We start from the raw sequence: 19,507 nt of genomic DNA, 5'->3' as shown, positions 1-19,507 counted from the left end.
CTGCCATGGCGCCCGTGTCACCGTGGGCGGCGACGCTAATTGAATGATTCCCTTACGGGGTGTGGCATTCGAGCAGATCGGCTTCGCCGCCGCGTCCGCAGGGCGTGAACGCCCCTGAAACCGGGTGCGGTGTTCCGTTTTCATCCATTTCTGCGAGCAATGTTTCCCAGAACAGCAGGCCGGTTTGATCGAATTTCAGGCGCAACAACCAGCCGCGTCGGGCGGCCGGCAGATCGAAGCCGTCGAAAACGAAATTGCCCAGGCTGTAGATGATCGGTTTGCCCTGATAAATCTCGGCGCCTTGCGTGACGTGCGGATGGCCGCCGACGACCAGGCTGGCACCCGCGTCGATCATCTTGCGGGCCAGGGTTTGCTGGCGCTTGTCGGGCAGCGGTTCGCGTTCCCAGCCCCAGTGCATGAAAGGAATGACGTGATCAGCCCCGGCAGCTTTGGCGGCCCGGATGTCGGTGATGACCTGGTCGTCCTCGCTCCAGGCAATGCCTGGCCAGTTGGCGCCGGCTTCGAAGGTGCGGGGCTTGAATTCGTTGTAGCTGAGTACGGCAATTTTCAGGCCCTTGCGCTCGATCCACAGCGGTGCGTGCGCTTCGCTCAGGTTGCGTCCGCCGCCAAAGTGGGCGATGCCAGCCTGGTCGAGGTGGTGCAGGGTTTCGAGGAAGGCTTCGCGGCCGTAATCGCCGGAGTGGTTGTTGGCCAGCGCTACGGCATCGAAACGACCTTGCAGGACGCGGGTGACTGCCGGCTGGGCGCGGAAGCTGTAGATCTTGTTATCGAAGGCCTGGCCGCTTTCGGCGATCGGGCATTCGAGATTGCCGATCCGGTAATCAGCTTCGCGCAGGATGTCGGAGAAGGGGAGTAGCGGGTCGCCGCCATCGGCGATCAGTCGGCCCGGACCATCGTCAAGCATCAGGTCACCGGCAAAAATCAGGCTGAGCGGTTCGGCCTGCAACTGGCAGGTAAAGAGCAGCAGGAGTGTCGCGGTCAACCGGCCGAAATGGCTCATTTTCCCGCTCCCGGCTTGAATTTGCACCAATATTGCAGCTCGCCGTCGCGCATTGGCTCGTAGACGAAATTCAGGCCGCTGAAGCCGTAGACCGGGAGATTGACCGGCGGATAGAGGTGGCTGGCCTGGTGGATCAGTTGTGGCCCGCTGTCGCGGTCGGCATAGGTGTACAGCTTGATGCCCGACACATCGGCCGGTTCATCGCGGACCACAATGCGAAAGAGAAAGAAGGAGCCGATGGCGACCGGTGCCACCTGATACGGCGAGGCTACCGGCTGTGCTTCGATCGTCTGCGTTTCGCCGCCATAGGTGATGTGGCAGGCAACGCCGGCCGCTGCGGCGGGCAGGGCCGGCAGCAGCAAGGCGGCGAGCAGCGCGCCGCCGGGTTTAACGGCGCGGGCCACGAGCGGCTGGCTTGAGGCGCATTTCGACCGGGTTCGGCTGCCCGTCAGTGAGTGCCGGATAGCTGCGGTCGTTGATGAACAGCAGCTTGCCCCGGCTTTCGATGCGTGCCGAAATGGTGATGCGCGCCCGCTTGCCGATCAGGTCGCGGTCGATGGTTGTCTGGAAGTTGATTGGCACTTGCTGGCCGGCCAGTTCGATGCGCTGTTCGGCCAGGGTTCGGGCCGGTGCTCCGGCACGGGCGGTGTCCTGGATGCGGACAATCAGCACGGCATCAGGCGGCAGGGCGATGCGCTGCAGATAGCTGACGCTGCCGGCGATGTCGACGAAACTGCTGGCGGCTGCCGGGGCCGGGCTGGCGGCGCCCGGTGGCGGCGTGTTGCCGCGCAGGCAGTCGCGGCGGTTGCCCTTGTCGTCCTCGAACAGGGCGCGCTCTTCCTTGGTGTGCAGGCGCAGTGTTTCGTTGCGGTACAGCGTGCCGGATGCCGCCGGTACTTGCGGCAGGGTGATCGCCTCGTCGGCGAAATGGAGCGTGGCTTGCGGTCGACCGTCGCTGTTGGCGGAAAATGAAATTTCGATATGGCTGCCGTTGTCGCAGGCGTAGGGCTGGCGTTCGTTGTCGGCTGATGCTGCCAGCGGCAGGAGAAGCAGGGCCAGGAGAGCTGATTTCATGCAGGGTCTTCAGTGTTGGGTTGGAGAGGTGACCAGCGACCGTCAATGAGGCCTTCGATCGGCTGGAAACTCGCTTTGTAGGCCATTTTCCGGCTTTCGGCAATCCAGTAGCCGAGGTACAGGTAGGGCAGTCCCAGTGCCTCGCATTGCGCCGCCTGCCAGAGCACGTTGTAGGTGCCGAAACTGGCGTTCGGGATAGCCGGGTCAAAAAAGGTGTAGACCGAGGAAAGGCCGTCGTCGAGCACATCGATCAGGCTGACCATGCGGACTTCGCTGCCTTCGGAAAATTCGATCAGGCGGGTATCGACCCGGCTTTGCAGCAGGAAGTTGGCGTACTGGTCGTGGCTGTCTTGATCCATTCCGCCGCCGGCATGGCGGGCGCTTTGGTAGCGGGCATAAAGAGCGTAATGGTCGTCGAACAATTCAAGCGGTAATTCGCGGGCGACCAGATTGGCGTGTCGCTTGAGCGCCCGGCGCTGATTGCGCCTTAGCTGGAGTTCGGCAACCGGCAGGCGGACTGGAACGCAGGCCTGGCAGGCATCGCAATGCGGCCGGTAGGTGAAAATCCCGCTGCGCCGGAAACCCTGGCGGACGAGTGAGCTATAGATTTCGCTGTTGATCAGGTGCGCTGGTGTGGCGACCTGCGAGCGGGCCAAACGCTCAGGCAGATAGCTGCAGTCGTAGGGCGAGGTGGCGTAGAACTGGAGCAGCGAGAACGGCAGCGCAGCGTCGTCGGGTTGGGCCATGGTTTCCTACCAGTTCAGATCGAGCGACTGGATCGACCAGGCATCGCGGCGGACGGGTGCTGCGGTCAACCGGCGCAAATGGTCGATAAACAGGCTACGCGGAATTTCCCGGCCGCCGAGCGAGGCCAGATGATCGGTATACATCTGGCAGTCGATCAGCTCGACGCCAAGCGCCGTGAGTTGCCTGATCAGGTGAGCGAAGGCGACCTTCGAAGCGTTGCTGCGGCGCGAAAACATCGATTCACCATAAAACATGTGACCGATGGCCAGGCCATAAAGACCGCCAACCAGATCGCCTTCTACATAGACTTCGACCGAATGGGCCCAGCCGAGTTCATGCAGGCGGATGTAGGCGGCGAGCATCTCTGCTGAAATCCAGGTGCCGTCCTGTCCCGGGCGTGGCGTTTCGGCGCAGCCGCGCATCACTCCGGCAAAGTTGCGGTCGAAATGTACGTCGAAACAGCCGCTGCGCAATATCTTGCGCAGCGAACGGCTGGGCTGGAACTCATCGGGAAACAGCACCATGCGCGGATCCGGGCTGTACCACAGGGGTTGTCCTTCGACCGTGCCCCACGGGAAAATTCCCTGGGTGTAGGCGTCGAGCAGGCGGGCCGGGTCGAGCTCGCCACCCACGGCAAGCAGGCCACCCATGTCGCTTCGGGCCGTCTCGACCGGCGGAAAAAGGTCGAGCGAACCGAGAAAGGGAATCATGCGTGCCCGGCGCCTGTGTGCTGGGCCTTGAAGGCAATGACGTGATCGGCATCGAGACGGATGCCGATTTTTTCGCCGAGCGCGTGGTTGTGGTGCGAGGGGACCAGCGACAGTACTTCGGCGCCGCTGGCCAGGCGCAAGGTGTACAGGATGTCGGCGCCGCGAAACGCCTTGTGCAGCACCTCGGCCTGGAGCGGGCTGCGATCGTCGTGCACGATGTCATCGGGACGCAGCAGGACATCGACGTCGCAACCGTCGCCGCAGTTGGCGCAGGTTTCACTGCATTCGACCGGGATGTCGGAGGTTAGCTTGCCCAGTTCCATGTCGACATTGCTGCCGCCGACAACCACGCCGGGCAGCAGCACGCCCTGGCCAATGAAATCGGCCACGAAACGATTGGCCGGCCGGTGGTAGAGGTTGTAGGGGACATCCCATTGCTGGATGCGACCTTCGTGCATGACGCCGATTTCGTCGGCCATGGCGAAGGCTTCATTCTGATCGTGCGTGACGAGTATCGCGGTCGACCCCTCGCGTTTGAGGATTTCGCGTACCTCGACCGACAGGCGTTCACGCAAGCCGACATCGAGGTTGGAAAACGGCTCGTCGAGCAGGATCAGTTCGGGGCGTGGCGCCAGGGCACGGGCCAGGGCGACGCGTTGTTGCTGGCCACCGGAAAGTTCGTGCGGATATTTATTGCCCTGGCCGGAAAGACCGACCGTGGCGAGCAACTGGCGAACGCGCAGATGGGCATCTTCTTGCGGTTTTTTGCCCAGACCGAAGGCGACATTCTGTTCGACAGTCAGGTGAGGGAACAGGGCGTAATCCTGAAAGACCATCCCGATTCGGCGTTTCTCCGGCGCAATGCGTTCTCCGGCCTGGCTGACCGTTTCACCGCGCAGCTTTATCTGGCCGCCGACAATATCTTCAAAGCCGGCAATGCAGCGGAGCAAGGTCGTCTTGCCGCAGCCGGAAGGCCCGAGGAGGCAGGCAATCTGTCCGGCTTCGAGGCGAAAATCCACACCATCGACAATGGTGTGCTTGCCGTAGCGCTGGACAATGTCATTGAGTTCAAGTTGAGCCATAGCGCTTGATTATAATTCGCATTGAGCGACATCGAATCGCCTGCTGCAACGAAAATCCCGGCATCGCCGGGGGCGGGCAAGAGGCGAATCCGGAGAGTCGGCGGTTAGCTGATTTGCGGGGCAACGATTATAATTCGCATTGACCACCATGCGCACCCGGACCTATTCCCCGCTAATCATTATTGCCGCCCTTGTCGCCTTTCTGGCCGGCTTGCCGGTTGCCAGTGTCGGGTTGAATCTTTTTGTCGGCGGCACCAGTTCAACCTGGCTCCATCTTTCCCAGACCGTCTTGCCGGAGTACATCGCCAATTCGCTGTGGCTTTGCTTGGGGGTAGGGAGCGGCGTGGCCTTGATCGGCGTAGCCACTGCCTGGTTGACGGCGATGCACGATTTTCCCGGCCGCCGGTTTTTCGAATGGGCTATGGTTTTGCCGTTGGCGGTGCCGGCCTATGTCATGGCCTATGTCTATACCGATTTCCTGCAGTTTGTCGGCCCGGTCCAGACTACATTGCGCGAGGTTTTTGGCTGGGAACACGGTGATTACTGGTTTCCCGACATCCGTACCTTGCCTGGCGCAGTACTAATGTTCGTCTGCGTGCTTTATCCCTATGTTTATCTGCTGGCCCGTACTGCCTTTATCGAGCGGGCGAGCGGCATGCTCGAAGCTGCCAGGACGCTGGGCATGGGGCCGTGGCGTGCATTTTTTGCCGTTTCCCTGCCGCTGGCCCGACCTGCGATTGTCGCCGGTGTCGCCTTGGCATTGATGGAAACGCTGGCCGATTACGGAACGGTTGCCTATTTCGCGGTCAACACCTTCACGACCGGTATTTACCGTGCCTGGTTTTCGCTGGGTGATCGTGTCGCAGCGGCTCAGCTGGCGGCCATGCTGCTCGGTTTCGTCCTCTTCCTGTTGATGGCCGAACGCCTTTCGCGCAGCCGTGCGCGCTATCACAACACGACAGCCCGCAATCGTCCGATGGCCGGTGCACGCCTGACCGGCTTCTCGGCGCTGCTGGCTTCGCTGGTCTGTGCCTTGCCGCTGCTTCTCGGTTTTGTCCTGCCGGCCATTTTGCTGCTCAAAATGGCGTTGACCGAAGGCGATGCGCAGTTTGGCGAGCGTTTCCTGATGTTGTCACGCAACAGCTTCCTGCTGGCTGGATGTACGGCTGGAATCGGCGTCCTGATCGCTCTGTTGCTGGCCTATGGCGCACGCCTCTCAAAAGGCTCGCTGGCGAGCGGATTGAATCGCCTGGTCGGGCTGGGCTACGCAGTGCCGGGTGCCGTCATTGCCGTCGGTGTCCTCATTCCGGTGACTCGCCTTGATAACTGGCTGGCCGGGCAATGGCTATTCTGGTTTGGTCACAATCCGGGATTGCTGCTGACCGGGGGCATCGCGGCACTGATTTACGCCTATCTCGTCCGCTTTCTTGCCGTGGCACTGCATACCGTCGAATCGAGCTTGGCCAAAATTACACCAAGCATGGACGATGCCGCCTGCAGCCTGGGACTGGGGCAGGGTGAAACCCTGCGTCGGGTGCATGCACCGATGCTGCGTGGCAGTCTTTTTACGGCCGGCTTGCTGGTGTTTGTTGATGTGATGAAGGAGTTGCCGGCAACGCTGGTCATGCGTCCCTTCAATTTCGATACCCTGGCGACTCAAGCCTACACTCTGGCTTCGGATGAACGCCTGGCAGAGGCGTCGACCGCAGCATTGGCGATCGTTGTGGTTGGTCTGCTGCCGCTGATTGCGCTGTCGCGTCAGATTTCGGCAACTCGCCGGGGCTGAATGAATTCAGCCTTCGCTTTTGCCTGATTGCCAGAAGCTCGGCTTTGGCGGTTCTGCCGGGTTTTCCTGATCTTTTTGCTGTGTCGCTTCCTCGCGTTCATCATTGAAACGCATCAGGTCCATGGTCAGCAGGTTGGTGTCGGTGCCGTAACAGGAACGCACGTGAACTTCCTCGATTGCACTCTGGATGGCTGATGTTTCGAATTCGATGATATTCGATGCCGGTTCGCTATTTTTTACTTCATGCGCAGGCGTGGCTGGCTCATCCAGCAGTAAATCAACATGGTCTGGCGTTGATGGCAAGGCCTCGGTCAGGGCTGCACCATGCATTAGTTCATCGTCGATTACGAGGTCGGATGGAATACTGGCTCCCTGCTTGATGAGCAAGGCGGCAATGGTTCGATGACCACCACGCAAGGCCAGTCGAAGCGGCATGCCGGTGCCGCTGCTGCCAAGCGCATTGACATTGGCGCCATGGGTCAGCAATTCGCGGATGATCGGCAGATTGCCTTCGAAACAGGCGGTGCGCAGGGGGAGACCGCCGAAACCGTGAATGTCGGCTTCTTCTACGTCATCACCCTCTTCAAGTGCTTCGATGACGCCATTCAGACTGTTGGCCCGAATGGCTGTCATTAGTTTGCTTGTCTTAAATCCGAGTTTGGCCATCGTTTCGCTTTCATCCCAATGCCTGCGGAGTTTAGGCGATAGTGGCGGATTTGGCGAGTCCGCCAGCCCATCGGCATTTATTTGAAGCCGGCCCGATCGAAAATCATTTGAGCCTTGGTCTGGTACATCGCCAGATTCTTGACTGGCAATTTGTCGGCCTTGAATTTGCCCAGGCTGTCGAGTGCCGGGTTGCTGACCTTGATGCCATCAACGGCAGGCCATTCATTGTTGCCATCGGCAAAATAGCGTTGCGCAGCATCGGATGCCAGGTATTCGAGGAATTTGACGGCAGCTTCTTTGTGCGGCGCGGTCTTCAGCATGCCGCCGCCAGATACATTGATATGCGTACCGGTGGTGCTTTGGTTCGGCCAGATGACGCCGACTTTCTCCATTGCTTTTTGCTCTTCCGGCTTGGTCGATCGCAGCATTCGGGCGACATAGTAAGTATTCGACAGGGCGACGCCGCATTCGCCGGCGGCGACTGCCTTGATTTGATCGGTATCCCCGCCTTTCGGCGCACGGGCAAAATTGGCCACCATGCCACGGGCCAGTTCTTCCGCCTTGGCTTCACCCTGGTGGGCGATGATCGAAGCCATCAGCGACAGGTTGTAGGGGTGCGAGCCCGAGCGTGAGCAGAACTTGCCCTTGAGCTTCGGATTGGCCAGGTCTTCGTAGTTCTGGACATCTTCAGCCTTCACGCCAGCCTTGTTGTACACAATGACGCGTGCCCGGGTTGAAAAGGAAAACCAGTCTTCGGTACGCAAATGAGCCGGGAGGCGGCTATCGAGCACTTTTGACGTGACGTTGGCAAAAATACCCAGCTCGTGCGCCTTGGCCAGGCGAGCTGCGTCGACCGTCAGGAAAATATCGGCCGGGCTGTTGCTGCCCTCGTTTTTGATGCGCTCCAGCAGTTCGTCTTCCTTGCCCTCGATGCGATTGATCTTGATGCCGGTTTGCTGGGTAAAGTTGGCGTAGAGCGCTTCGTCAGTCTGGTAATGTCGTGCCGAATAAAGATTCAGGATCTTTTCTTCTGCTTGAGCAGGATTGATCAGGGCGAGAAGTGCGGCGGCAATCAGTGAGAGGGGCTGCTTCATGAGAAAACCTGACGAAGGGATAGAGATGGCGCGAGTCTACCTGCTGCCAGCTATTTTTGTAAATGAGAAACGTTATTGATCGAGGGTAGGGCTGGACGAAAAAAAAGCGGCATATTTGCCGCTTGTTTCAGTTGCCTTCGATGATTCGTCGGGCGCCGTTGTAGCGCTGTACCCAGTAACTGTTTTCCATGCTTTCCACACGAACTTCGGCGCCCGTGCGCGGTGCATGCAGGAAGTGGTTGTCACCGAGGTAAATGCCGACATGCGAGAAAGTCCGGCGCATGGTGTTGAAAAAGACGAGATCGCCAGGTTTGAGCTGGCTGGTATCGATTTTTTCGCCGACTTCGCTCATTTCGCGTGCCGTGCGTGGCAGGGATGCGCCAATGCTGTCCTTGAACACCAGGCGAACAAAGCCGCTGCAGTCCAGGCCACTGTCTTCATTGTTGCCACCGAGGCGATAACGAACGCCGACCAGCTTCAAGCCCTGCAGGATGACATCCTGCGCGGCGTTGGTGTAACGTTCGAAGAAAGAAAGTTGTTCCTCGGGTTTGCGCCACTGTTCCGCTGCTGCGGATGCCCCTGTGCCGCCCACGAGAAGGGCAGCAACGAGCAGTACGGGAGATAGAACTTTACGCATAGCCGTGGAATGTATTTCAAAAACGCTTAACTGTAAAGTTGCCGACACGTTTGACCGATGTAACGCTGTTCATAATCCGTAATTATGAATTACAATTTATTTTCCCGTGGAGTGAGAAAAGTAATGAATTCGTTCAAGGCTCTGTTGATTGAACAGCAGGATGGCAAGGTAAGCAGCAGCTTCGTCCAGATGGATGAAAGCCAGCTGGATAGCGGCTCCGTCACCATTCGCGTTGCCTATTCCAGCGTTAACTACAAAGACGCTTTGGCGGCGACCGGAGCCGGAAAAATTATCCGCCGCTTTCCGTGCGTCGGAGGGATCGATCTTTGTGGGACGGTGATTGATAGTGCCGATACACGCTTCAAGGCTGGCGATCAGGTCATCGCGACAAGCTTTGATATCGGTGTCGCTCATCACGGGGGCTATGCTGAAATTGCCCGTGTTCCGGGTGATTGGGTGGTACCGCTGCCGTCGGGTCTTTCCTTGTTTGAATCCATGGCGCTGGGGACGGCGGGCTTTACTGCCGCACTTGGTATTGTGCGGATGGAAGAGAATCGTTTGCGTCCGGAAAACGGACCGGTCATCGTTACCGGGTCGACCGGGGGCGTCGGCAGTCTGGCAGTCGACATGCTGGCCAGGCTGGGCTATCACGTTGTTGCGCTGACCGGAAAGGAAAGCGAGGCTGATTACTTGCGTAGCCTGGGGGCTCGCGAAGTGATGCTCCGCCAGAATCTCGATCTGACCAAGATACGTCCGCTCGACAAAGGCCGCTGGGCTGGCGCGGTTGATAACCTGGGGGGCGATGTGCTGGCCTGGATTGCAAGCACCATGGAGCAGGGTGGAACAATCGCCAGCATCGGCCTGGCTGCCAGCATGTCGCTCAATACGACGGTTGCACCGTTCATCCTGCGCGGCGTGTCATTGCTGGGTATTGATTCCGGATATATCCGCGAACCTTATCGCAGTGGTGTCTGGCAGCGGCTGGCGACAGATTTGCGCCCACCCCATCTGGCATCAATGGCTCGCCGGATTGCGCTTGATGATTTGCCGGCCACCTTCACTGAATTTGTGGCCGGAAAAGCTCGCGGCCGGGTTGTTGTCGAGATCGCAGGAGGCTGAGGTGGCAAACCTGCCTCGCATTCTTGTTGTGGATGACTCGAAAGTGGTGAGGGCTTCGCTGGCTCACCACCTCAAGGGTATCTATGACGTGCGGGAAGAGGAGAATGGTGAGTCTGCCTGGCAAACTCTGGTACTCGATCACTCGATCCAGGCTGTCATTTCCGATCTGCAGATGCCGAAGCTGGACGGATTCCAGCTACTTGAGCGTGTTCGAGCCTCGCGATTGAGGCGTTTGCAGCAACTTCCCTTCATTCTTGTTTCAGGTGAAGAGAGCGAGGAAGAACGCCTGCGTGCCAGTTCTCTCGGTGTTTCAGACTTCATCGCCAAAGGGGCAGGCAGTGCCGAGATCCTGTTACGGCTGAATCATCTGCTGGCCTTGTCGGATGCCCGGGCATCACTTGAAACCTCGCGCGAAAGCCTGGTTCAGGACCCGGAGAGCGGCTTCTTTACCCGGAAGTATCTCGAACTGCAGATTGCCCAGGCGCTTTCCCATTCTGCCCGTCACGGTGTCGATATGAGCGTGATGGTGCTTGCCTTTGATGGTTATGCAGCGCTGGTTGATCGTCTTGGCGAGGATGTTGCCGGGCAGGTTGGCGCGCGTTTTGCCCGGATGCTGGCCGGAAAAATGCGCCAGGAAGATAGTTTGGGCCATTTCTTGCCGGGGCAGTTCGCGATTGTTTCCCCCGGAACATCTGCTGCATTTTGTGCCGCTTTTGCCGAGCGGGTTCGTCAGGCTGTTGAGGTGGCGCGCCTGACTGTGCGTGGTGAGAGTGTGGCGTTGACCGTGAGTATCGGCCTGGCGGGCGTACCGATGGATCGGGTTGCCTCCGCTGGTGCCATGCTCGATCTGGCGGCACTGCGAACTCAGGAAGCCATGGGGTCCGGTGGAAATCGCATTGTTGCACCGGGGGCCGCGCCGGCGATTCCCAATTCCATCTCGATCCAGCATGCCCTTGAATTACTTGCGGCAGGGCGGCGTGAGGCTGTATTGCCGCACCTGGGCGCACTTGGCGAGCAGTTGCTGCCGCTTTTGCGGATCATCGGCAGTGAATTTGATCTGGCCTTGCCAATGGCCGATATCGAGCAGCGTTTCATTGAGCGGGCAGGGAAAAAACAATAGCCCGATCTTTATTTTGTTGTGCAGGAAAACCTAACTTGAGGGAGTTGTATGGCGACTTACAAGGAATTTCATCAGTATTCCATTGAAAAACCGAATGAGTTCTGGACCGAACAGGCCCAACTCGTCGACTGGAAGGAACCGTTTACCCAGGTATGCGACTACTCGCGTCCTCCGTTTGCCAAATGGTTCGTCGGCGGCAAGACCAATCTTTGCTACAACGCGGTTGATCGTCATGCGGCCAAGCGCCCGAACGATCGTGCGCTGATCTTCATTTCGACCGAAACCGATGAAGAAACGGTTTACAGCTTTGCCGAGCTGCAACGCGAAATCGAGCGCATGGCGGCGATTTACCAGAGCCTCGGCGTCAAGAAGGGCGACCGCGTCCTGATCTACATGCCGATGATCGCCCAGGCAACCTTCGCCATTCTGGCCGCAACCCGTATCGGCGCCATCCACTCGGTGGTGTTCGGCGGCTTTGCTTCCGGTTCGCTGGCAACACGTATCGATGACGCCAAGCCGACCCTGATCGTTTCCTCCGACGCCGGCATGCGCGGCGGCAAGGCTGTGCCGTACAAGCATTTGCTCGATGAAGCCATCGAGCTGGCTGAACACAAGCCGGCCAAGGTGCTGATGGTTGATCGTGGCCTGGACAAGGAATTCAACAAGGTTGCCGGTCGCGACGTTGATTACGCCACCGAACGTGCCAAGTTCATGGATGCTCAGGTGCCATGCGAATGGCTGGAGTCCAACGAGCCGTCCTACATCCTCTACACCTCCGGCACGACCGGCAAGCCGAAGGGCGTGCAGCGCGATACCGGCGGTTATGCCGTGGCGCTGGCCTCGACCATGAAGCACATCTACTGCGGTGGCGAGGGCGAAACCTTCTTCTCCACCTCGGATATCGGCTGGGTGGTCGGTCACTCCTACATCATCTATGGCCCGCTGATCGCCGGCATGGCCACCGTGATGTACGAAGGCACGCCGCTGCGTCCGGATGCCGGCATCTGGTGGCAGATCGTCGAGAAGTACAAGGTCTCGGTCATGTTCTCCGCACCGACGGCTGCTCGCGTGCTGAAGAAGCAGGATCCGGCCTTCATGCACAAGTACGACCTGTCGACCCTGAAGCACATCTTCATGGCCGGCGAGCCGCTTGATCAGCCGACCCACGAATGGTTCATGGGTGAGCTGAATATCCCGGTCATCGACAATTACTGGCAGACCGAAACCGGCTGGCCGATGCTGGCTGCGTTGCCGGGTGTGGAAAAGACGCCGATCAAGTTTGGTTCGCCGAGTTTCCCGGTCTACGGCTACAACCTGAAGATTTTCCGCGAAGATGGTTCCGAGTGCGGCGCGAACGAAAAGGGCATTGCTGCGGTTATCCCGCCGCTGCCGCCCGGTTGCCTGTCCACCGTTTGGGGCCAGGATGACCGTTTCGTCAGCACCTATTTCACCTTGTTCAAGGAGCCGCTGGTTTATTCCTCCTACGATTGGGCAATCAAGGATGATGACGGTTATTTCACTATCCTCGGTCGTACCGATGACGTGATCAACGTCGCTGGTCACCGCCTGGGCACCCGTGAAATCGAGGAAGCGATCCAGAATCACGCGGCAATTGCCGAAGTGGCTGTGGTTGGCGTCGAAGACAAGCTGAAGGGGCAGGTCCCGATGGCGTTTGCCGTCGTCAAGGACGCTTCCAAGGTGGCAACGCCCGAGTTGGTCAAGGCACTGGAGAAGGAAGTGTTTGCCACGGTCGACGGCATTTTGGGTGCCATTGGTCGTCCGGCCCGCGTGCACTTCGTCACCGGTCTGCCCAAGACCCGTTCCGGCAAGATGCTGCGCCGTTCGCTGCAGGCTTTGGCTGAAGGTCGCGATCCAGGCGATCTGACAACCATCGACGATCCGTCAACGTTGGAACAGATCAAGAACGCGTTGGCCAGCTAATCCTGCCTCGCTTCTGCAAAAGCCCGCCGACGCAAGCCGGCGGGCTTTTTTACGCCTGGACTGTAATAACCGGCTTTGGGGGTGGGTGTTAGAATGCCCGTCAGTCCTACCTTTCCCGTGTTCCTTACTGATGATTTACGAAACAGTCGCTGCAGTTGATTTAGGCTCCAATAGCTTCCGCCTGCAAGTTGGCCGGGTGGTCGATGACCAGATTTATACGCTGGACTCGATGAAGTCCGCCGTGCGGCTGGCTTCCGGGCTGAATGCCGATAAGCGCCTGGATGCGCCATCGCAGGCGCGTGCCTTGCTGGCCTTGCGAAATTTCGGCGAGCGTTTGCGCGGCCTCGATCCTGGGGCTGTTCGTGTTGTTGCCACCAATACCCTGCGTGTGGCTAAGAATGCGGCCGAGTTTCTGCCGCTGGCGGAAGAGGCGCTCGGTTTTCCGATCGAAATCATTGCCGGCCGGGAAGAGGCACGCCTGATTTACATCGGCGCCTCGCACTCCTTGCCTTCTGCGTCGCACAAGCGTCTGGTCATTGATATCGGCGGCGGGTCGACCGAATTCATTATCGGCAAGCGCCATGACCCGCAACTGATGGAGTCCCTTTACATGGGCTGCGTCAGTTATACCCAACGTTTTTTCCCGGATCGGAAAATCGACAAGAAGCGTTTGCGTGAGGCACAGGTTGCGGCGGCGAAGGAAATCGAACTGATTGCCCACGATTATCAGCGCCTGGGCTGGAAGGAAGCGGTTGGTTCTTCCGGTTCGGCACGGGCGATTGCCGATGTGCTCGAAATGAACGGCATGAACCCGAATGGCGAAAGTGGTATTACCCGTGAAGGCCTGGACAAGCTCTGTGCCTTGCTGATCAAGGCGGGGTCTGCTGAAGCGCTTGATTTGCCGGGGGTGCGCAGTGATCGTTTGCCGGTTCTACCGGGGGGTATCGCGATCATGTCGGCCATTTTCGAGGAATTGGGGCTGGAGCGCATGACCTATGCCGATGGCGCTTTGCGTCTCGGCGTGCTGTATGACCTGCTTGGTCGTTTTCATGACCACGATATGCGTGATTCGACCGTCAAGCAGTTTCGTCGGCGTTATCAGGTAGAAGCGGATCAGGTCGAACGGGTGGAAGCAACGGCGATTTCGGCGCTGACCCAGCTCTCGGAAGGCATGCCGAGCGAAGTCGATGTTCAGTTTTTGTCCTGGGCGACCCGTTTGCATGAAATCGGGATTTCGGTGGCCCATAACGCCTACCACAAGCACGGTGCCTATATCCTGACGTATGCCGACATGCCGGGTTTCTCCAAAAAGGATCAGGCACGCCTGGCCATGCTGGTGCTCGGGCATCGCGGCAAGCTTGAAAAGCTGGGCTCGATTCCTGCGGTCGACAGTGCCTGGACACTGGTTTTCTGTTTGCGGCTGGCCGTGCTCTTGCATCGCACACGGGATGACCGGGCTTTGCCGGATTGGCGGGTTTCCCGCAGCGGCAGCGGCTTCCTGCTTGAACTGCCGGCTGGTTGGCTGGCGACCAATCCATGGACAGCCGCGGCTCTTGGCGAAGAGGCTGCCATCTGGAAACAGATCGGGCGTGATTACGTGGTCAAGTCGCGGGCCTTGAGGAAGGGCGAATGAAGCCGTTCCCCAGCTTGCAGCTTGAGCCGGGGAAAGTCGTGCTGGCCGGGGAATGGACGCTGGCCGCAATGCTGCCGCAGATTGACGTGCTGAAGCAGCAACTTGCTTCAGCCATCTCCGGTGAGCAAAGCTGGGATTTTCTTGCTGTTACCCGGATTGACAGTGCTGCCGCCGTTTTGCTGTGGCGTACCTGGGGCCAGGCCTGGCCGGGAAACCTGCGGATTTCGGATGTGCACCGCGCCGTCATCGAGCGCGTTGCCAATCTTCCGGCTGAAATTTCTGCACCGCCGGCCGAGTCCTTCCATCCGCTGGAAATTGTTGGCCACCAACTGCTCAAGGCTACCGTCAACTTGCGTGGCATGGTGACGCTGCTCGGGCAACTCTGGCTCGATGTGATTTATCTGGCTCGCCATCGGGCCGATATTCCTTGGCGTGAGTTCACCGCCAATCTCTATAAATCCGGTGCCCAGGCACTGCCGGTAACGGCACTGGTCGGTTTTCTGATCGGTATTACGATCAGCTACTTGTCCGCCCTGCAATTGAAAACATTCGGCGCCGATCTGTTCATCGTCAATATCCTCGGCATTTCAATCATCCGCGAGCTTGGCCCGGTCTTGGTCGCGGTGCTGGTTGCCGGCCGATCCGGTTCGGCAATGACCGCCCAGATCGGTGTGATGCGAGTGACAGAGGAAATCGATGCTTTGTCGACAATGGGTATCTCGCGCACGGTACGTGTCGTTTTGCCCAAGATTTTCGGGTTGACCGCGGCAATGCCGCTGCTGGTTTTGTGGACATCGGCCGTCGCCTTGTTTGGCGGGATGATTGCCGCGATGTTCCAGCTTGATCTGTCACTGATCTATTTTTTCGAGAATCTGCCGCGTGCCGTGCCGATGGCAAACTTGCTGATCGGTTTGGCCAAAGGCGTGCTGTTCGGCTTTGTCATCGCACTTGTGGCCTGTTATTTCGGCTTGCGAGTCAAGCCGAACACCGAAAGCCTGTCCGCCAACACAACCAGTGCAGTGGTAACGGCAATTACCGCGGTCATTCTGGTTGATGCGGTTTTTGCCGTATTGACCCGTCAGATCGGGATGCCCCAGTTATGACCCGCGATGTCGTCATTGAACTGCGTGGTGTCGATACGGTTTTTTCCGGGCATTACGTGCACCGCAAGCTCGATTTGTCTATCGAACGCGGTCAGATCGTCGGTTTGCTGGGTGGCTCGGGGAGCGGGAAAACCACCCTGTTGCGTGAAATGCTCGGCTTGCTTAAGCCGACGGCCGGGTATGTACGTCTTTTCGATGTTGATTTGAATGATCCGGACGGCCTGGTGCAGCGAGCCATCCGCCGTCGGCTCGGCATGCTTTTCCAGCATGGTGCGCTATTTTCGGCACTATCCGTTTTTGACAACATCGCTTTCCCCTTGCGCGAATTGCGTTGCCTGGATGAAGACTGGATTCGGCACCTGGTCCATCTCAAGCTGGCAATGGTCGAACTGGCGCCGGCTCATGGCCTGTTGATGCCGGCGGAACTGTCCGGCGGGATGGTCAAGCGTGTCGCACTGGCGCGTGCGCTTGCCCTTGAGCCGGAACTGCTGCTGCTTGATGAGCCGACGGCTGGCCTTGATCCCGATCGCAGCCAGAACTTTGTCGAGCTGGTCGGTTCGCTGCAACAGGCGCTGGGCTTGACGGTCGTGATGGTGACGCATGACCTGAATACCCTGGCCGGGCTGGCCAGCCATGTTGCCGTCCTGGCCGAGGGACATATCATTGCCCACGGCCCCAAGGCAGAAGTGATGACCGTCGATCATCCCTTCGTGACTGGCTTTTTTGGCGCAGACCGCAAGAAACTGCTTTAATGAAAGCTCATGGAAAATAAATCTCATGCCTTCGTGGCCGGCATTTTTGTCCTATTGCTGGGTCTTGCTGCTTTGCTGGCACTCTACTGGCTCGGTGGTGCCAAGGACGATACGCACGATTACGTGGTGGTTACCAAGCAAAATATCGGTGGACTGAATCCGCAAGCACAAGTGCGCTATCGCGGCATCCGGGTTGGCAAGGTCAGCGATATCCGGCTCGATCCGGATGACTACAGCAATATTCTTGTGACGATCTCGGTGCGTGAAGATGTCCCGCTCACCAAGGGGACGGTGGCCAAACTCAACTATCAGGGCGTCACCGGGCTGGCGCACATTCTTTTGCTCGAAACCGGCAAGGACAAGGCTCCCCTTGAGCCAGACGATGAAAAGCCGCCGCAGATCATGATGATCCCCTCGCTTTTTGACGAGTTGGGCGAAAGCGGCGCGGCGACCTTGAAGCAAGCCCAATTGCTCATGGCATCCGCCAATGCCATGCTCAGTGAAGAGAATCGCAAACACCTCACGGCAACGCTGGCTAACCTGGAAACCGCTTCGGCGCACATGAAGCCGGCGCTTGAAAATCTGAACGGCAGCCTGATCCAGATTCGCAAGTTGGTTGATGATCAAAATGTCAAAAAACTATCGGCTGCAGCCGGCGAAGTGGCCCCCTTGCTGGCCGATACGCGCGTGCTGATCGGCAAAATGCAGGCGGCTACAGACAAGCTCGATGGCGCCATTGGCGATGCCTCGGCCGGAGGAACGGCGGCACTGATGCCGCGCCTGAATGAATTGGCCAGTGATTTTTCGACGACCTCGCGTCAGTTGAGCCGCGTTTTGCGGATTCTCGAAGATTCGCCGCAGGGGCTTGTCTTCGGTGCGCCGGCATTGCCTCCCGGCCCCGGTGAGCCAGGCTTTGCGAACGGGGGCGGGCAATGAACATGCGATTCTTTGCGATACCGCTCCTTGTGCTGTCGTTGGCCGGCTGTTTGACGTCAGGCAAGCGAGGCGATACGGCAATGGCTGTCTATGACCTCGGTTTTGCGGTCGACCGCAGCAATCCGCCGATTCGTAAAGTGCCGATGGCCGTTGAAGTCAGGGCGCCGCTGTGGTTCGACTCGCTGGGTATCGGTTACCGTCTGGCCTATGACGAGCCTGCGCGATTGCGTGAATATGCCAGGGCACGTTGGGCGGGTCCGCCGGCTCAGTTGATTCAGCTTAAGCTGGTTCGCGATTCAGGCCTGGTTGCGGCAGGGCAGGGGCGGGCGCGTTGTGTGCTACGCCTTGATATCACGGAGTTCAGCCAGGTTTTTGATACGGCAACCGTCAGTCGGGCTGTCCTGCAAGGTCGCGTGCAATGGCTTGATCGTAGCCGCGGGCGTTTGGCTGAGCAAACTTTTGCCTTTGACCAGGCCGCCGGGTCACCTGATTCAAAAGGCGGTGTAGCTGGCTTGACGGCAGTGGTCGAGCAGTTGACCGCAGCAATCGGTGTGTGGGAGCAGGAGCGATCCGGTGTGCTGGCTGATTGCCTGCGTTAATTTGAAACAATGCGTTCGGCAATGCGTTGCTTGAGATCGCCAAGATTGTCGTCAAACTCACTGTAGTGCATCAGCGATAGCCCGAAAACGCAGGCGTACAGCAGCAGGCTGCGACTTTTTGCTTCGGCTTCCGACATGCCGGAAGCAACAAACAGTTTGCGGGTACACTCCAGGCGATACAAATCGACGGCTTCGACGACAGCTGCCGCACGTGTATCATGACGAGCCCAATCGCGCACAGCCAGTTCAATGGACATGCCTTTGCGATTGCGATTGGCGCCATAGACCTCGATGGCGTAGTGCAACTGGTCGCGTTCCTGGCCGGGGGCAACCGAGGTGGTTTTCTCGATGTCACGAATCCGGCCTTCTTTCCAATGCTCCAGTACGGCATCGAGCAGCGCCTGGCGATCCTTGAAGTGCCAGTAAAAGCTGCCTTTGGTGACGCCGCAGCGCTTGGCCAGCACTTCGACGCGCAGGCCGGCAATGCCTTCTCGGGCGAGGACGTCAACCGCCGTTTCGACCCAGTGGTTGGGGTCAAGTTGCGTGCGTGGCGATACCGCCTTCTTGCGAGGCACTTTCAGGGGAGACTTGACAGGTGTGATTTCCATACGCTACCGTATGCACTCCATACGACACAGTATGGTCATTGTGCGTAATGACCAAGACTCTGTCAAACAGATGCCAGTTTGTAGTACAAAGGCGCTGATAAATTTAAACGACCTGAAAGGAGAGGCTTGTGAAAATTCTCGTCCCCGTGAAGCGGGTAGTGGACTACAACGTCAAGGTACGCGTGAAGGCGGATGGCTCAGGTGTTGACCTGGCCAACGTCAAGATGAGCATGAACCCGTTTGACGAAATTGCGGTGGAAGAAGCCGTGCGCCTGAAGGAAGCCGGGATTGCGACAGAAGTGATCGCCGTTTCCTGCGGCGTGGCCGCCTGCCAGGAAACCCTGCGTACCGCGATGGCCATCGGCGCCGACCGCGGCATTCTGGTTGAAACCGACGTCGAACTGCAGCCGCTGGCTGTCGCCAAGCTACTCAAGGCGCTGTGCGACAAGGAACAACCGCAACTCGTCATCTGCGGCAAGCAAGCCATCGACGACGACGCCAACCAGACCGGCCAGATGCTGGCTGCGCTGCAGAACTGGCCGCAAGCCACCTTCGCCTCCAAGGTTGTCATCGCCGACGGCAAAGCAGAAGTCACCCGCGAAATCGACGGGGGTCTGGAAACCCTGGCAATCAGCCTGCCGGCCGTCGTCTCGACCGACCTGCGCCTGAACGAACCGCGCTACGCCACGCTGCCGAACATCATGAAAGCCAAGAAGAAGCCGCTCGACACCGTCAAGCCGGCCGACCTCGGCGTTGACGTTACCCCGCGCCTGAGCACGCTGAAAGTCGCCGAACCCGCCAAGCGCTCCGCCGGCGTCAAGGTCGCGGATGTGGCCGAACTCGTCAATAAACTCAAAAACGAAGCCAAGGTGATCTGAT

Annotated in this window: 20 protein-coding genes; 10 read left to right on the top strand and 10 right to left on the bottom strand. The window is 58.8% G+C overall.

Features of this window, described 5'->3' with window-relative positions:
* Positions 1 to 52: 52 nt before the first annotated feature.
* From GBK02_RS12850 to GBK02_RS12825, 6 genes are read right to left on the bottom strand one after another with little or no spacing between them, the layout of a single operon-like run.
* The gene (locus tag GBK02_RS12850; RefSeq protein WP_203467039.1) at positions 53 to 1,021 is read right to left on the bottom strand and encodes a CapA family protein; all 969 of its coding nucleotides are present in this window, start codon (positions 1,019 to 1,021) and stop codon (positions 53 to 55) included.
* Positions 1,018 to 1,425 (bottom strand): hypothetical protein, encoded by a 408-nt coding sequence (locus GBK02_RS12845; protein ID WP_203467038.1) that lies wholly within the window; start codon positions 1,423 to 1,425, stop codon positions 1,018 to 1,020. Before GBK02_RS12845 ends, GBK02_RS12850 begins: the two co-directional genes overlap by 4 nt.
* On the bottom strand, positions 1,409 to 2,095 hold the full coding sequence (locus GBK02_RS12840; RefSeq protein WP_203467037.1) for a YbaY family lipoprotein: 687 nt from the start codon (positions 2,093 to 2,095) through the stop codon (positions 1,409 to 1,411). Before GBK02_RS12840 ends, GBK02_RS12845 begins: the two co-directional genes overlap by 17 nt.
* Positions 2,092 to 2,841, bottom strand: a complete 750-nt coding sequence (locus GBK02_RS12835) for an arginyltransferase (protein WP_203467036.1) — start codon at positions 2,839 to 2,841, stop codon at positions 2,092 to 2,094. The genes GBK02_RS12840 and GBK02_RS12835 overlap by 4 nt, the downstream gene beginning before the upstream one ends.
* A 6-nt stretch (positions 2,842 to 2,847) precedes the next feature.
* Entirely contained in the window at positions 2,848 to 3,552 is a 705-nt protein-coding gene (gene aat / locus GBK02_RS12830; RefSeq protein ID WP_203467035.1) for a leucyl/phenylalanyl-tRNA--protein transferase, read from the bottom strand.
* Positions 3,549 to 4,634: an ABC transporter ATP-binding protein gene (locus GBK02_RS12825; protein ID WP_203467034.1), complete on the bottom strand. Its 1,086-nt coding sequence runs from the start codon at positions 4,632 to 4,634 to the stop codon at positions 3,549 to 3,551. The genes aat and GBK02_RS12825 overlap by 4 nt, the downstream gene beginning before the upstream one ends.
* Before the next feature lie 148 nt (positions 4,635 to 4,782).
* Here GBK02_RS12825 and GBK02_RS12820 point away from each other — a divergent pair, with 148 nt between their 5' ends.
* Entirely contained in the window at positions 4,783 to 6,420 is a 1,638-nt protein-coding gene (locus GBK02_RS12820) for an iron ABC transporter permease (RefSeq protein ID WP_203467033.1), read from the top strand.
* A 6-nt stretch (positions 6,421 to 6,426) separates the two neighbouring features.
* Here GBK02_RS12820 and GBK02_RS12815 read toward each other — a convergent pair whose 3' ends face one another.
* The 3 genes from GBK02_RS12815 to GBK02_RS12805 form a co-directional block, all read right to left on the bottom strand.
* Complete coding sequence (locus GBK02_RS12815; protein WP_203467032.1) at positions 6,427 to 7,053, bottom strand: ankyrin repeat domain-containing protein; 627 nt, start codon at positions 7,051 to 7,053, stop codon at positions 6,427 to 6,429.
* Between the two features lie 110 nt (positions 7,054 to 7,163).
* Positions 7,164 to 8,180: a Fe(3+) ABC transporter substrate-binding protein gene (locus tag GBK02_RS12810; protein WP_203467031.1), complete on the bottom strand. Its 1,017-nt coding sequence runs from the start codon at positions 8,178 to 8,180 to the stop codon at positions 7,164 to 7,166.
* A 127-nt stretch (positions 8,181 to 8,307) separates the two neighbouring features.
* Positions 8,308 to 8,817 carry a C40 family peptidase gene (locus tag GBK02_RS12805; RefSeq protein WP_203467030.1) on the bottom strand — a complete coding sequence of 170 codons (510 nt, stop codon included), beginning with the start codon at positions 8,815 to 8,817 and terminating at the stop codon, positions 8,308 to 8,310.
* Positions 8,818 to 8,940: 123 nt separating this feature from the next.
* Here GBK02_RS12805 and GBK02_RS12800 point away from each other — a divergent pair, with 123 nt between their 5' ends.
* The 8 genes from GBK02_RS12800 to GBK02_RS12765 all read left to right on the top strand — a co-directional run bounded on the left by GBK02_RS12800 (position 8,941) and on the right by GBK02_RS12765 (position 18,020).
* The gene (locus GBK02_RS12800) at positions 8,941 to 9,936 is read left to right on the top strand and encodes an oxidoreductase (protein ID WP_203467029.1); all 996 of its coding nucleotides are present in this window, start codon (positions 8,941 to 8,943) and stop codon (positions 9,934 to 9,936) included.
* A gap of 1 nt (position 9,937) precedes the next feature.
* Positions 9,938 to 11,056 carry a response regulator gene (locus tag GBK02_RS12795; protein WP_203467028.1) on the top strand — a complete coding sequence of 373 codons (1,119 nt, stop codon included), beginning with the start codon at positions 9,938 to 9,940 and terminating at the stop codon, positions 11,054 to 11,056.
* Between the two features lie 48 nt (positions 11,057 to 11,104).
* A complete protein-coding gene (locus GBK02_RS12790; RefSeq protein WP_203467027.1) occupies positions 11,105 to 12,997 on the top strand; it encodes a propionate--CoA ligase in 1,893 nt (630 codons plus the stop codon).
* A gap of 130 nt (positions 12,998 to 13,127) precedes the next feature.
* On the top strand, positions 13,128 to 14,630 hold the full coding sequence (gene ppx / locus GBK02_RS12785) for an exopolyphosphatase (protein ID WP_203467026.1): 1,503 nt from the start codon (positions 13,128 to 13,130) through the stop codon (positions 14,628 to 14,630).
* A complete protein-coding gene (locus tag GBK02_RS12780; RefSeq protein WP_203467025.1) occupies positions 14,627 to 15,733 on the top strand; it encodes an ABC transporter permease in 1,107 nt (368 codons plus the stop codon). The genes ppx and GBK02_RS12780 overlap by 4 nt, the downstream gene beginning before the upstream one ends.
* Positions 15,730 to 16,485, top strand: a complete 756-nt coding sequence (locus GBK02_RS12775) for an ABC transporter ATP-binding protein (protein WP_203467024.1) — start codon at positions 15,730 to 15,732, stop codon at positions 16,483 to 16,485. Before GBK02_RS12780 ends, GBK02_RS12775 begins: the two co-directional genes overlap by 4 nt.
* A gap of 9 nt (positions 16,486 to 16,494) precedes the next feature.
* Positions 16,495 to 17,421, top strand: a complete 927-nt coding sequence (locus tag GBK02_RS12770; RefSeq protein ID WP_203467023.1) for an MlaD family protein — start codon at positions 16,495 to 16,497, stop codon at positions 17,419 to 17,421.
* Positions 17,422 to 17,501: 80 nt separating this feature from the next.
* The gene (locus tag GBK02_RS12765; protein ID WP_203467022.1) at positions 17,502 to 18,020 is read left to right on the top strand and encodes an ABC-type transport auxiliary lipoprotein family protein; all 519 of its coding nucleotides are present in this window, start codon (positions 17,502 to 17,504) and stop codon (positions 18,018 to 18,020) included.
* Here the strand turns inward: GBK02_RS12765 and GBK02_RS12760 are convergent.
* Complete coding sequence (locus GBK02_RS12760) at positions 18,017 to 18,628, bottom strand: TetR/AcrR family transcriptional regulator (RefSeq protein WP_203467021.1); 612 nt, start codon at positions 18,626 to 18,628, stop codon at positions 18,017 to 18,019. The two genes, GBK02_RS12765 and GBK02_RS12760, sit on opposite strands and share 4 nt — an antisense overlap.
* Positions 18,629 to 18,756: 128 nt before the next feature.
* Here GBK02_RS12760 and GBK02_RS12755 point away from each other — a divergent pair, with 128 nt between their 5' ends.
* Complete coding sequence (locus tag GBK02_RS12755) at positions 18,757 to 19,506, top strand: electron transfer flavoprotein subunit beta/FixA family protein (RefSeq protein WP_203467020.1); 750 nt, start codon at positions 18,757 to 18,759, stop codon at positions 19,504 to 19,506.
* Position 19,507 lies beyond the last annotated feature (1 nt).

Origin of the sequence: Dechloromonas sp. TW-R-39-2 (genome assembly GCF_016864195.1) — a bacterium.
Classification (GTDB): Bacteria; Pseudomonadota; Gammaproteobacteria; order Burkholderiales; family Rhodocyclaceae; genus Azonexus.
Note: the sequence above shows the minus strand (reverse complement) of the source record. Positions and strands in the feature narration are given on the sequence as shown.